Origin of the sequence: Methylobacterium sp. 17Sr1-1 (assembly GCF_003173775.1) — a bacterium.
Taxonomy (GTDB): Bacteria; Pseudomonadota; Alphaproteobacteria; order Rhizobiales; family Beijerinckiaceae; genus Methylobacterium.
On sequence record NZ_CP029552.1, the window covers coordinates 3137190 to 3150605 of the forward strand.

10 protein-coding genes and 1 pseudogene are annotated in these 13416 nt (G+C 72.0%); 10 read left to right on the forward strand and 1 reads right to left on the reverse strand.

Annotated features, from left to right (window positions below; translation table 11 throughout):
- The first annotated feature begins 55 nt into the window (after positions 1-55).
- The 5 genes from DK412_RS14130 (at position 56) to DK412_RS14150 (ending at position 7772) form a co-directional block, all read left to right on the forward strand.
- Positions 56-1246 (forward strand): MFS transporter, encoded by a 1191-nt coding sequence (locus tag DK412_RS14130; protein ID WP_109972460.1) that lies wholly within the window; start codon positions 56-58, stop codon positions 1244-1246.
- A gap of 307 nt (positions 1247-1553) precedes the next feature.
- On the forward strand, positions 1554-2552 hold the full coding sequence (locus tag DK412_RS14135; protein WP_245447655.1) for a DUF559 domain-containing protein: 999 nt from the start codon (positions 1554-1556) through the stop codon (positions 2550-2552).
- Entirely contained in the window at positions 2549-3265 is a 717-nt protein-coding gene (locus DK412_RS14140; protein ID WP_109972462.1) for a hypothetical protein, read from the forward strand. Before DK412_RS14135 ends, DK412_RS14140 begins: the two co-directional genes overlap by 4 nt.
- On the forward strand, positions 3262-6636 hold the full coding sequence (locus DK412_RS14145) for an ATP-binding protein (RefSeq protein WP_109972463.1): 3375 nt from the start codon (positions 3262-3264) through the stop codon (positions 6634-6636). Before DK412_RS14140 ends, DK412_RS14145 begins: the two co-directional genes overlap by 4 nt.
- A gap of 95 nt (positions 6637-6731) precedes the next feature.
- On the forward strand, positions 6732-7772 hold the full coding sequence (locus DK412_RS14150) for a PAS domain-containing protein (RefSeq protein ID WP_109972464.1): 1041 nt from the start codon (positions 6732-6734) through the stop codon (positions 7770-7772).
- Between the two features lie 105 nt (positions 7773-7877).
- Here DK412_RS14150 and DK412_RS14155 read toward each other — a convergent pair whose 3' ends face one another.
- Entirely contained in the window at positions 7878-8138 is a 261-nt protein-coding gene (locus DK412_RS14155; protein ID WP_109972465.1) for a hypothetical protein, read from the reverse strand.
- Between the two features lie 148 nt (positions 8139-8286).
- Between DK412_RS14155 and DK412_RS30200 the strand changes: the two genes are divergently transcribed.
- The 5 genes and pseudogenes from DK412_RS30200 to DK412_RS14175 all read left to right on the forward strand — a co-directional run bounded on the left by DK412_RS30200 (position 8287) and on the right by DK412_RS14175 (position 13225).
- On the forward strand, positions 8287-8424 hold the full coding sequence (locus DK412_RS30200; protein ID WP_162596200.1) for a hypothetical protein: 138 nt from the start codon (positions 8287-8289) through the stop codon (positions 8422-8424).
- A gap of 156 nt (positions 8425-8580) precedes the next feature.
- On the forward strand, positions 8581-9825 hold the full coding sequence (locus DK412_RS14160; RefSeq protein ID WP_109972466.1) for an ABC transporter substrate-binding protein: 1245 nt from the start codon (positions 8581-8583) through the stop codon (positions 9823-9825).
- 28 nt (positions 9826-9853) lie between these two features.
- A complete protein-coding gene (locus DK412_RS14165; protein WP_109972467.1) occupies positions 9854-11740 on the forward strand; it encodes an ABC transporter permease in 1887 nt (628 codons plus the stop codon).
- Entirely contained in the window at positions 11737-12519 is a 783-nt protein-coding gene (locus tag DK412_RS14170; RefSeq protein WP_109972468.1) for an ABC transporter ATP-binding protein, read from the forward strand. Before DK412_RS14165 ends, DK412_RS14170 begins: the two co-directional genes overlap by 4 nt.
- Positions 12516-13225 (forward strand): annotated as a pseudogene (locus DK412_RS14175) (ABC transporter ATP-binding protein). The gene DK412_RS14170 and the pseudogene DK412_RS14175 overlap by 4 nt, the downstream one beginning before the upstream one ends.
- Positions 13226-13416: the final 191 nt, after the last annotated feature.

A 13416-nucleotide genomic window follows, 5' to 3' on the forward strand; every position in this document is an offset into this window, starting at 1 on the left:
GCTTAAGCCGGGCGGGCCTTCCGGCCTATGCTGCAACGCAACAGCGAGGACGGCGATGCAGCACACACTCGACGACACCGCCGGTGCCGCCGCGACCGGGCGGTCCGCGGCCCTGGCCCTCCTGGCGCTCGCCGCCGCCTCCTTCGGCATCGGCACCACCGAATTCGTCATCATGGGGCTCCTGCCCGAGATGGCGGCCGATCTCGGCGTGAGCATCCCGAGGGCGGGCCTGCTGGTCTCGGGCTACGCGCTCAGCGTCACCTTCGGCTCGCCGCTCGTCGCAGTGGCCTTGTCGCGCCTCGACCGGCGGCGGGCGCTGCTGGTGCTGGTCGGCCTGTTCATCCTCGGCAACGCGCTCTGCGCGCTCGCTCCCGATTACCGTCTCCTGATGCTCGCTCGCATCGTCACGGCTCTGTGCCACGGCGCCTTCTTCGGCCTCGGCTCGGTGGTGGCGGCCGATCTCGTGCCGGCGCATCGCAAGGCCAGCGCCATCGCGATCATGTTCACCGGGCTCACCCTCGCCAACGTGCTCGGCGTGCCCTTCGGCACGGCGCTCGGCCACGCTCTCGGCTGGCGGGCGACGTTCTGGGCCGTGGTCGGCATCGGCTTCGTGGCGGCGGCCGCCCTCCTCGCCTGGCTGCCGCGGCACCTCGCCCACGAAACCGGCAGCCTCCTGTCCGAGATGCGGGTCCTGCGCCGGACGCAGGTGGTGCTGGCGATGCTGCTCAGCGTGCTCGCGTCGGCCAGCCTGTTCAGCGTCTTCACCTACGTCGCGCCGCTGCTCGCCGCCACCGCCGGCGCGACCCCGTCGGCGATCACCGGCGTGCTGCTGCTGTTCGGCGTTGGGCTGACGCTCGGCAACGTGCTGGGCGGCCGCCTCGGCGACTGGCGGCAGATGCCCTCGGTGATCGGCTTAGGTGTCGCGCTGGCCCTCGTGCTCCTGGCGCTGGTCCCGGCGAGCGCCGCCCTGATGCCCGCCACCGCGCTCATCGGCCTGTGGGGCGTCCTCGCCTTCGCGCTGGTGGCGCCGTTGCAGCTGCGGGTGCTCACGGCCGCCGACGGCGCCCGCAACCTCGCCTCGACGGTGAACCAGGGCGCGTTCAACCTCGGCAACGCGCTCGGCGCCTGGCTCGGCGGCGTCGCCATCACGGTCGGCGTGCCCTACGGCCACCTGCCGGTGATCGGGGCGGCGCTGGCGCTGGCGGTCGCCGGGGTGGGCGTGGTGGCGCACCAGCTCGATCGCTGAACCGAAATCCCAAGCCGGCCCAGCGATCTAAGGGCTCGCAGCAGCCTCCTGGTCGGAGAGGCCGCTCTTCGAACTCGTCCTCGGCGCAGATCGAAGCGCAGACACGTCATCTGCGATGGCCCTGTCCCGAGGAGCGGGAGGGTTCCGTCCGGGCTTTTCGAAAACCGCGTGACGGAAAACACCGTTCCACCGCCCGCCGCCGCACAACCCCCTGGCAATGGCCGGCAACCTGTGCTGCATATTCCCTCAGGACAGCCGTGAAGCGCGCCAGGCGTCGCCGGCCGATCGGGGGGGACGCGGTCTCGTCGTGCGCAAGTCCGGAGAGAGCACAGCCACGGCCCGGTCGCGCCTGACGCCCGATCGACTCGCGGAGCGCGTCGCCGGCCTTAGGGAGGGCGAGCGTCTCGCGGTCGTCGGCCTGACCCGCGACGGCGTCGGCGCCGTGCTGGCGACGCGCGAGATCGGCCGCGCGGTGCTGCTGGTCGCCGCCGAGGAGCTGCGGACCGCCCGCGCGGTGATCGACCGCCTGCTCGACGATCTCGCCGACCTGGCGCTCGCCCGCTGGCCGGACTGGCCGGGGCGGGACGGATCGGCACCCGCCGTCTCGGGCCCCTGGCTGAAGGCGGCCGCGACCTTCGCGGCGGCCGGGCGGCCGCCGCGGTTCCGGCGGGTGGCGCCGGCGCTCGAATTCGCGCAGCTGCTGCAGGCGGTCGATCCGGGCAGCGTGATCCTGGTGGCGGAGGTCGACCCGGTCGCGCCGGCCCGCGCCGCCCCGGTGATCGAGGCGCTGGAATGGTGCGCCGGCCACGGCGCGGCCTGCGTCTTCGCCCTGCCCGCCGAGCCGCCGGACGCCCCGCCCTACGAGCGCATCCTCTACGGCGCCTGCATGATCGGCCGCGCGCCCGAGCCGGTGGAGAAGCGCTTCATCCCTGCGCGCTCGCAGGCCCACCACGCCAGCGAGGCCGAGCGGCGGATCGAGGCGGCCCTGGCGAAGGATCCGGAGCTCGCCGGGCTGTTTGCCGGCAACAATGTCGTGCGCGTGGCCGGTCACGGCCGGCAGCCGCGGGTCGACCTGGTCTGCCGCGAGCACCGCGTCGTCGTCGAGATCGACGGGCCGGAGCACCAGGCCAGCCCGAAATTCGGCCAGGACCGCCACCGCGACTACGAACTCATGGTCGCCGGCTACCTCGTGCTGCGCCTCACCAACGATCAGGTCGCCGAGGACCTGCAATTCGCGGTCGAGAAGATCCGCGCCGTCGTCCGGCTGCGCCGCACCCTTCCCTCTCCCGGAGACACGACCCGATGAGCGAGACGCCGACGCCGGCTCAGGCGATGATCCTCTGGCGCCTGCTCGGCCGGCAGGGCACCGCCCTGAACAGCGAGATCCTGCCGAAGAAGCCCGAGCGCGACGCCCTGGTGAGAGCCGGGCTGATCACGGTCGAGAAGGAGGGCCGCTCCTCGCGGCTGACCGTGACCGACGGCGGATGGCGTTGGGCCGGCGAGCACCTGCGCGATCCCCTGCCGCCGGCCATGCGGGTGCTCCAGGACTGGCTCACGCGCCTCCACCACCACCTCGATGCGACGGGCGCGGCGCTCGCCGATTTCGTCGGCCCGGCCCCGGAACGAGTGGCGCCGGAGCCGAAGGCGCCAAAAGTCCGGAAGAAGGCTGCCCCGAAGGCTAAGCCGGCTCCTAAAACCGAGACAACCGCGAACACGATAGCCGCTGCGCCACCGGAAGCGCACTCCGCCCCGAACCGGCTCCGCGCGCGGATCGAAGAAGCCTACCTCGCCTGCACCGGCGGCCGGAAGGCCGCGCCGGTACGCCTCAGCGCCCTGCGGGCGGCGCTCGCCGATCTCGACCGCGCCGCCGTCGATGCCGGGCTGGCGGCGATCCTCGCCGGCGACGAGACCATCCGGCTCACCCGGATCAGCGACCCCAAGGCCCTCGACGCGGCCGAGCGCGCGGCAGCCTTCGCACCGGCGGGCGAGCCCTTCCACGAGATCTGGATCAACGCATGAGCGACGCCCTCGACGCCCTGCGCCGCGTCAATTTCGACTGGGTGCGCACCCTGGACAGCGTCTGGCTCGACGCCGAGCCGACCGGCGCGCCCAACGAGGCCCTGATCCCGGGGGTCATCGAGGCGCTCCACGCGCAGACGGCCGGCAGCCGCCCGCGCGGCCGGGTGCTCGTCGGCGAGCCGGGCATCGGCAAGACCCACCTCGTCGGCCAGATCCGGCGCGAGGTCTGGCGTTCGCAGGGCTGGTTCGTGCTCCTCGACGTGCTCGGCCTCACCGATTTCTGGCGCAGCGCGGCGTTGAGCTATCTCACCGCCCTGATGCAGCCGATGCCGGACGGCCGGCGCCAGTCCGACGCGGTGCTGGCCGGCGTCGCCCGCCGCTTCAAGGTCGAGGAGCAGGTCGAGCAGGCGTTCAACACGCCCAACATCGACACCCGCAAGATCGTCGACTTGCTCGTGCGGGCGCTGATGCACGTCGACACCGTGCGGGCGCTCAAGCACCAGGACGTGTTTCGCGCCCTCTGCCTCCTGCGCTCGCAGGACCTCGCAGCGGTCGGCCTCGCCCATGCCTGGCTGCAGGGCTACGACGCCGACGCGGCCGCCCGCACCGCCCTCGGCTTCACCATGCCCCCGCCCCCGCCGATCGAGCTGGTGCGCGGCATGGCCTGGATCATGGGCCTCAGCGGCCCGACCCTCGTCGCCCTCGACCAGATCGACGGCGTGGTCGATGCGAGCCGCCTGACCCTCGACGACGATTTCGAGCCCGGCCCCGGCCTCGCCGAGATGCTGGCCGCCGGCCTGATGGAATTGCATGACGGCGGCGGCCGCGGCATGACGCTCGTCACCTGCCTGACCGATTCCTGGCGGCGGCTGGAGGAGCGCGGGCTGAAATCGGCCATGGACCGGTTCGAGCCGCCGGTGCTGCTCACCGGGATGAACAAGCCCGCCGCCGCGGCCGCGCTCATCCGCGGCCGCCTCGCGCCCGCCTACGCGGAAGCCGGCTTCACCCCGCCCTCCCCGACCTGGCCGTTCAGCGAGGCGGCGATCGCGGCCGCGGCCCGAAACGCGATGCGACCGCGCACGCTGCTGATGCGCTGCGACGCCTTCCGCCGCGATTGCCTGGCGGAGGGGACCGTCGCGGTCTGCGACAACCTCATCGAATCAAACAGCGGCAGCGGTCCGACGGTCGTCACCGATCCCTTCGACCTCGAAGAGGCCCGCCGCAACGCCGACATCACCGGCATCCTCGACGACGAGGATGCGGGGCTCGGCGAGCTTTTGCGCACGGCCTTCGACCTCTACGCCCTGGAGGACGATCCCCACGACGCGGTCGACGTGGTGAGCAAGGGCGAGCCGGAGCAGCGCCTGCCGCCGCTGCACGGCCGCCTCACCTTCCTCCACCGCGATGAGAACGACCGCGAGCGCCACGTCTGCTACCGCGCCCTGCTGCAGCCCCATCCGATCGCGTTCCAGGCGCGGTTGCGCGCCGCGCTCACCGCCTCGGGCATCTCGGCGAAGATCCCGGGCCGCGAATTGCTGGTGGTGCGCCGCGGCCCGGTGCCGGCCGGCACCAAGACCGGCACCCTGGTCAGCCGCTTCGTCGCCGCGGGCGGCAAGCTGATCGATCCGTCGGATGACGACCTGCGCATCTTCGTGGCCCTGCGCACCTTGCGCGACGCGGCGGTGCGGGACGGGCAGGCCGACCGGTTCGAGAGCTGGATGCGCACGACGCTGCCGGTGCGCGGGACCGGGTTCTTCCGCCAGATCGGCTTGTCGGGCGACGGCACGGAACCGGCGAGGCGTGGTCGCGCCCCCCTGCCGCCCCTGCCGCCCCGCCAGCCCCGGCGGGAGATCGATCCGCCGACCGGGGAACCGGAGGCGGCGTCGGCCCAGGCCGAGCCCTCGAGTCCGCCGCATCGGCCGGCCGGCACGGAGCCGGCCATGCGGGTCGAGGCCATGCACGTCGAAGCCATGAGCGTCGAGGCCGCGCGGGCGCGCCGCGCCGTGCCCGCCCACGCCATCGAGACGGTGACGCGGATCGCCGATACGCCGCCCGCCGGGCCCGCGCCCCGGCGCGCCGTTTCCCCGCAGGCCCAAGTCCCCGAGCGGCCAGTCCCCGAGCCGCCATTCCCCGAGGCGCAAGCCCCCGAACCCGTGCCCGACGCCATCCCGGTCGGCCACCGCCTCACCCCCGACGCGCCGCCCGTCGCGCTGCCGCTGCGGCTCCTGCCGCGCCACACCGCGATCATCGCGGGGTCCGGCTCGGGCAAGACGGTGCTGCTGCGGCGCCTGGTCGAGGAGGCGGCGCTCGCCGGCATCCCGGCGATCGTGGTCGATCCCAACAACGACCTGTCGCGCCTCGGCGACCCGTGGCCGGAGCGGCCGGAGAAGTTCACGCCCGAGGACGACCGCAAGGCCGCCCTTTACGCCGAGCGGGTCGAGGTGGTGGTGTGGACGCCCGGAGTCCATGCGGGCAACCCGCTCTTCCTCTCGGTGATGCCGGATCTCGCCGCGAGCGACGACCGCGACGAGCGCGCCCAGGCGATCGAGATGGCGACCGAGACCCTGGGGCCGCTGGCCGGCGCCACCAGGACTCTCCAGCGCGGCGTGCTCGCCGACGCGCTCCGGGCTTTCGCCGCCCGCGGCGGCGGCACCCTCGCCGCCTTCACCGGCCTGCTCGCCGACCTGCCGGACGGTACCAGCCAGATCGGCAAGGCGCAGACCCTCGCCGCCGCCATGGCGGACCAGCTGCTGGCCGCCGTCGCCACCAACCCGCTCCTGCGGGTCGAGGGCGTGGTGCTCGACCCCGCCCGGCTGTTCTTCGGCCCGGATCGCCGTCGCACCCGGATCTCGGTCGTCAACCTGTCGGGCCTCGCCTCGGACGCGGCGCGGGAGGATTTCGTCAACCGGCTGCAGATGGCGCTGTTCGGCTGGATCAAGCAGAACCCGTCGCCGCGCGGCCTGCTCTACGTGGTCGACGAGGCGCAGACCTTCCTGCCCTCGGGCCGCACGCCGCCGAGCCTCGGCAGCGGCATCAAGCTGGTGGCGCAGGGGCGCAAGTACGGCCTCGGGATGATCGTGGCGACGCAAGTGCCCAAGGGCATCCACAACCAGGTCGTGTCGAACTGCACGACGCAGTTCTTCGGCCGCCAGAGCGCGCCGGCGACCATCGCGGCCGCCCAGGAGATCATGGCGGCGAGCGGCGGGGCGGCGCCCGACCTCGGCCGGCTCGGGGCGGGCGAGTTCTACTTCGCCACCGAGGGCTCGGGGAAGCCGGCCAAGCTGCGCACGCCGCTCTGCCTCAGCCACCATCCGGCCAACCCGCCGGCGCCGCACGAGGTCGTCGCCCGGGCCCGGCGCTCGGCGAGCTGAGCCGGCCTGCTTAACCGTGACATTGCGGCGGACCGGCTTCAGGTCCGCCGCCGGGTCCCCTATGTCTGCGGTCCCCCGTCTCGACCGCACCCCGCATGGACGCCGCCGATCTCAGGTCCTCGTCCGACGTCTTCCTGCACATCATCGAGGAATCCGGCTTCGCGGGGGGCTGGCACTGGGTCTTCGCCACGGGCGAGCAACGCTGGTCTCCGGGCTTCTTCCGGCTGCTCGGGCTCGATCCCGCCGCCATCGCCGCGAGCTACGACCTCTTCCTCGACCTCGTGCATCCCGAGGACCGGTCGCGGCTCGCCACCCCGGGCGACGCCCTGCAGGGCCACGTCGCCCCGACGGCGCTCCTGCGGCTGATCCGGCCGAGCGGCGAGCTGCGCGTCCTGTCGGTCCTGTCGGAGATCCGGGTCTCGCCGGAGGGACGGCCGCTCGCCCTGAGCGGGGTCGCCCTCGACGTCACCGACCGCGAGCGGCTGAGGCAGATCCACGCCACCGAGCAGCGCCGGCGCCAGGCGCTCTACCTCACCACCTATGCCACGACCTACGGCGTGGACACCGACGACCTGCACCAGTTCCCCGCGGAAGTGGCGCGGGTCCACGGGCCGTCCCTGCACGAGATCAGCGTCGACCCGTTCGTCATGATCGTACCCGAGGAGCGCGAGACCTTCCGCGATCGGGCCTACGACCTGCACGATCGCCGGCTGCACTTCCAGGGTACGGCGCACGAGCGTCTGGCCAACGGCGAGCTGTGGCAGTTCCGCATCGTCGGCGTCCCGCTCTGGGACGAGACCGGGCGCTATCTCGGCCGGGCCGGGGTGAAGTACCCGATCCACGATTCCGGCGCGCCGGTCCGCGGCGCGGCCGCGCCGCGCGATCTCCGGCTCACGCACGCCCTCGAGCAGGCGGTGCGGGGTCATCACTTGCGGGCGGCGCGCGGGCTGCTCGACTGGTCGATGATGCAGCTCGCCGAGGCGAGCGGCCTGTCGCTCTCGACCGTGCAGCGCCTCGAGGCCAATGCCGAGGCCCAGGGCGCCCGTTCCCGCCACAAGGCCGTCGCGGCCCTGCGGGCGGGCGGGATCCGGTTCGTCACCCTCGACGACGGAACGCTCGCGGTGGCGAAGTTCTGACTGTCCCATCGTTGAAAGAGCCGCGCGGACGATGCCGCGCGGCTGGAGGTTCATCGGTCTCTCTCCCGAGGACGGGCGGCGCCTCGCCGCCCACCCCCGTCTTCGTCAGCGGGCCCGGTTGGCCGGGCTCGTCGCCGCGGCGTTGCCGCCGCTGTGGCTCGGCAGGTCGTCGGTGCGGGCGGCGGCGCCCGGCGCCGTCACGGTGCCGGTGGTCAGGTCGCGCTCGGGCATGCGCGTCTCGGCGTTGCCCCGCACGCTGCCGGGAGCGTTCACGGTGCGCTCGGCCGAGCCGGGCATGCCGGTCTGCGCCGCGGCGGCGCCGGTGAGGGCGAGGGTGGCGGCGAGCGCGAGCAGGGTCGTGCGCATGGGGTGTTCCTTCTCCGAGGGATCGTGGGGCGGCAACGCGCGACGGCCCGGCCAAGCTCCACCGGAATCCACAGCGCGAAAGACTTGCCGCTTCCGATTTCCGTTCCTATTTTGTTCTCATCACTGGATGGAACACGGGAGAGCGGCGATGCAGCAGGCACCGGAGCGCGACGAGGATCCGGGCGAGACCGCGCGCATCGAGCAGGCGGCCTGGACCGCTGCGATGATCGAGGCGGAGCGCGAGCGCGCCCTCGACGCCTGGCTCGCGCGCGAGGCGGGCTTCTGACAACGACGCCCCTGCGCATTTGCGCGGCGGATGCCGCCCTGATTTTCCGCAGATCAGGCTCTTGCGTCCCGGCCCAGGCCAAGTATCGTTCGCCTACGAACGAGTTTGCATCCTGGTGACGACAAGTCGCTCCGGGATGGGCCGGAGGTTCGCGCCATGTCGACCCGCGACGAGACGTTTCGTCCCCTGTCCCGCCGTACGCTCCTCGGCGGACTCGCCGCGGCCCCGTTGGGCTTTTCAGCCTCCCGGGCGATCGCGCAAGGATCGGGGCCGATCCGGATCGGCGAGCTGAACTCCTACGGCCGCATGGCGGCCTTCGCGGTGCCCTACCGCAATGCCATGCAGCTCGCGCAGGACGCCGTCAACAAGGCCGGCGGCATCAAGGCGCTCGGCGGCCGCCCGATCGAGATCGTGTTTCGCGACGACGGCTCGACCCCGGGCGACGCCACGCGCGTGGCCGAGGAGCTGCTGACGCGCGAGAACGTCGCCTTCCTGTGCGGCACCTTCCTGTCCAACGTCGGCCTGGCCGTCGCGGACTTCGCCAACCAGCGCAAGGCCCTGTTCCTCGCCACCGAGCCGCTGACCGACGCGCTCACCATGGGCAGCGGCAACCGCTATACCTTCCGGGTGCGGCCCAACACCTACATGCAGACCCGGATGCTGGTCGACGCGGTCAAGGACAGCGGCGTCAAGCGCTGGGCGATCGTGGCGCCGAACTACGAGTACGGCCAGTCGGCCGCCGCCAACTTCAAGCGCCTGATGGCGGCCGCCGTGCCGGGCTTCGAGGTGGTGGGCGAGCAGTTCCCGGCTCTGGGCAAGGTCGATGCCGGCGCAACCGTCGGTGCCCTGTCGCAGATGAAGGCCGACGGCCTGTTCAACGTGCTGTTCGGCGCCGACCTCACCGCCTTCGTGCGCGAGGGCAACACCCGCGGGCTGTTCGAGAAGCGCAAGGTCGCGAGCCTGCTCACCGGCGAGCCCGAATACATGATCCCGCTCGGCGACGAGACGCCGGAGGGCTGGGTCACCACCGGCTACCCGTGGGAGACGATCGACACCCACGGCCACAAGGAGTTCGTGGCCGCCTACCGGGCCCGGTTCAACGACACGCCGCGCCTCGGCTCGCTCCTCGGCTACGTCGTCGTCGGCATGATCCGCGACATGCTGGAGAAGGCGAAATCCACCGAGACCGAGGCGATGATCGCGGCCCTCGAAGGCCTGACCTCCCAGACCATCGCCGGCCCGGTGACGATGCGGGCGCTCGACCACCAGTCGACGCTCGGCGCCTGGATCGGCGAGACCGCGCTCAACGGGCGCCAGGGCACGATGAAGAAGGTCCGCTACGCCGACGGGGCCGACTACATGTTCCCCGAGGCCGAGGTGAAGGCGGCCCGCAAGGCCTGACCCCTCGACGATCCGGAGCGGAGGCCCCATGGACCCGTCCTTCCTCGTCCTCCAGGCCTTGTCAGGGCTCGCCAGCGCCTCGTCGCTGTTCGTGATCGCCTCCGGGCTGACGATCGTGTTCGGCGTCACCCGGATCGTGAACTTCGCCCACGGCTCCTTCTACATGCTGGGGGCCTACATCGCGGTCACGATCGTGCCGCGGCTCATCGATTTCTCCTATTCCCCCGCCGCGTTCTTCCTCGGCGTGCTGCTCTCCGCCCTCCTCGTCGGAGTCATCGGCGTCGCGGTCGAGGTCCTGCTGCTGCGCCGCATCTACCGGGTGCCCGAACTCTTCCAGCTGCTCGCCACCTTCGGCGTGGTGCTGATCGTCGAGGACCTGGTGCTCAAGGTCTGGGGCCCGGTCGACATCGCCGGCCCCCGCGCGCCCTCCCTCCGCCACGGCGTCGAGATCTTAGGGCAGCGCTTCCCCGCCTACGAGCTGGTGCTGATCGCGGTCGGTCCCCTGGTCCTGGGCCTGCTCTGGCTTCTCATGCACCGCACCCGCTTCGGCGTGCTGATCCGGGCCGCGACCCAGGATCGCGAGATGGTGGGCGCGCTCGGCGTCAACCAGGCGCGGCTCTTCACCCTGACGCTGTTCCTCGGCGCGAGCCTCGCGGGGTTGGGTGGCGCTCTTCAAATTCCGCGCATCCCGGCGAACGCCCACATGGACCTCTCGGTCATCACCGACGCCTTCGTCGTCACGGTGATCGGCGGCATGGGCTCGGTGCCGGGCGCCTTCGTGGCGGCGTTGATCATCGGCCAGCTCCAGGCCTTCGGCATCCTGATCTTCCCGAAGGTGACCCTGGTCCTGGTCTTCGCCCTGATGGCGGTGGTGCTGGTGGTCAAGCCCTGGGGCCTGTTCGGCCGGCCGGAAGCCGCGTCCGGCCGGGTGATGCCGCCGGAGGGCATCCCGGGATTGCGCCGCTTCCGCCCGGCGGAAGTCGCGCTCGCGGGGCTCGCCATCGTCGCCCTGCTGGCGGTGCCGCTCGTCGGCGACGCCTACAAGGTCAAGGTCGCGACCGAGATCCTGATCTTCGCGCTCGCCGCCTTCTCGCTGCAGTTTCTCGTCGGGGTCGGCGGCCTCGTCTCGTTCGGGCACGCGGCGTATTTCGGCCTCGGCGCCTACGCGGCCGGCCTTCTCGTCACCGGCCCGTTCAAGGCGCCGATGGAGCTGGCGCTTCTCGCAGCCCCCCTTGCCGCGGGCTTGGGCGCCGCCTTGTTCGGCTTCTTCATTGTGCGGCTGTCGGGCATCTACCTCGCGATGCTGACGCTGGCCTTCGGGCAGATCGTCTACGCGATCTGCTTCCAGTGGGTCGAGGTGACGGGAGGCGACAACGGCGTCGTCGGGGTCTGGCCCTCGTCCTGGGCGTCTGGCCGCACCACCTACTTCTACCTCGTCGCCGCCCTGTCGCTCACGGCAATCGTGCTCTTGCGCCGGGTGATCTACGCCCCCTTCGGCTACAGCTTGCGGGCGGCACGCGATTCCGCCACCCGCGCCGAGGCGATCGGCCTCGACGTCCGCACCCATCGCTGGCTCGCCTTCACTCTGGCGGGCGCCGCGGCCGGGCTCGCCGGCGGGCTCTACGCCTTCATGAAGGGCTCGATCGACCCGACGCTGACCGGCATCCCGCTCTCGATCGACTTCCTGGTGATGGTGCTGGTCGGCGGCATCCAGACCGTGATGGGCCCGCTCGTCGGGGCCGCCTTCTTCCACGCGCTGAAGGACGCGGTGATGCCGCTGACCGAGTTCTGGCGCCTGCTGCTCGGCCTCGCGATCATCGCCACGGTGCTAGCCTTCCCGCGCGGCCTCGCCGGCGCCGCCGAGGCCCTGAGACAGCGCAAGCCGAGCCCTAAGCCGGTGGAGGCCCAGGCATGACCCTGCTCCTCGTCGAGGGCCTGACCAAGCGCTTCGGCGGCGTCGCCGCCGCCAAGGACGTGTCGTTCACGCTCGACGCCGGCGAGATGCTGGCGATCATCGGGCCGAACGGCGCCGGCAAGTCCACCACCTTCAACATGGTCGGCGGGCAGTTGAAGCCCGATTCCGGCACCATCATGCTCGACGGCCGCTCGATCGCCGGCCTGCCGGCCCGGTCGATCTGGAAGGCCGGCGTCGGGCGCACCTTCCAGGTCGCCCAGACCTTCGTGTCGATGACGGTCGCCGAGAACGTCCAGATGGCGCTGCTCTCGCATCACGGGCGGACCCGCAGCCTGTTCCGGGACGCCCGCGCCCTCTACCGCGACGAGGCTCTGTCGCTGCTTGCCGGGGTCGGTATGCGCAGTGATGCCGACCGGCCGGTCTCGGAACTCGCCTACGGCGACGTGAAGCGGGTTGAGCTGGCCGTGGCCCTCGCCTCACGCCCGAAACTCCTGCTGATGGACGAGCCCACCGCCGGCATGGCGCCGCGGGAGCGCTCGGGCCTCATGGCGCTCACCGCCGAGGTGGCGCGGACGAACGGCATCGGGGTCCTGTACACCGAGCACGACATGGAAGCGGTCTTCGCCCATGCCGACCGGGTGCTGGTGCTGGTGCGCGGCGAGATCATCGCCGCCGGCACGCCGGAGGAGATCCGGGCCAACCCGCGGGTGAAGCAGGTCTATCTCGGCGAAGCCGGCACCGAGGCGGCGATGCGCGCCCGCCGGAAGGCGGTGGCATGAACGCGCTTCTCGACGTTTCCGGTCTCACGGCTTCCTATGGCCGGGCGCAGGTGCTGTTCGGCGTCACCCTGCGGCTGCGGCCCGGCGAAGTGGTGGCGCTGATGGGCCGCAACGGCGCCGGCAAGTCGACGACGCTGAAAGCCATCATGGGCGTGCTGCCGCCGACCGGCGGCACGGTCTGGTTCGAGGGCCAGGCGGTCACCGGCTGGGAGCCGTTTCGCGTCGCCCGCCGCGGCCTCGGCTACGTGCCGGAGGAGCGGCGCATCTTCACCGACCTGACCGTGATGGAGAACCTGGAGGTCGGCCGGAAGGTCCCGGCCGACGGGCGCGCCGCCTGGACGCCGGACAAACTCTTCTCGATCTTCCCAACCTCGCCGAGATGCGCACCCGCCGTGCCGCCGCGATGTCGGGCGGCGAGCAGCAGATGCTCACGATCGCCCGCACCCTGATGGGCAATCCCCACGCGGTGCTGCTCGACGAGCCCTCCGAGGGCCTGGCCCCCGTGATCGTCGAGCAGATGGCGGATGCGGTGCTCAGGATGAAGCGCGAGGGCATCGCTGTCCTGCTCTCCGAGCAGAACCTGAGCTTCGCCGGCGCGGTCTCGGACCGGGCCTACGTGATCGAGAAGGGGGCGATCCACTTCGAGGGCACGATGGCGGCGCTCGAGGCGGACGAGGCGGTGCGAGAGGCGTACCTGACGGTGTGAGGGCGCAGGCCTTCATCCCACTCACCCCTTTCCCGGACGACCGAAGCGAAGCGGAAGGAGATCCGGACCAGGGGAAGAGTGCCGCGAAGCGGCTCTGAATTTGCAACGTTGCAGGCACAAGGACGCTTCGCGACTTTTCGTGCTGGATCCCGCATCTCCTTCCGCTGACGCTTCAGTCGTCCGGGAAAGGG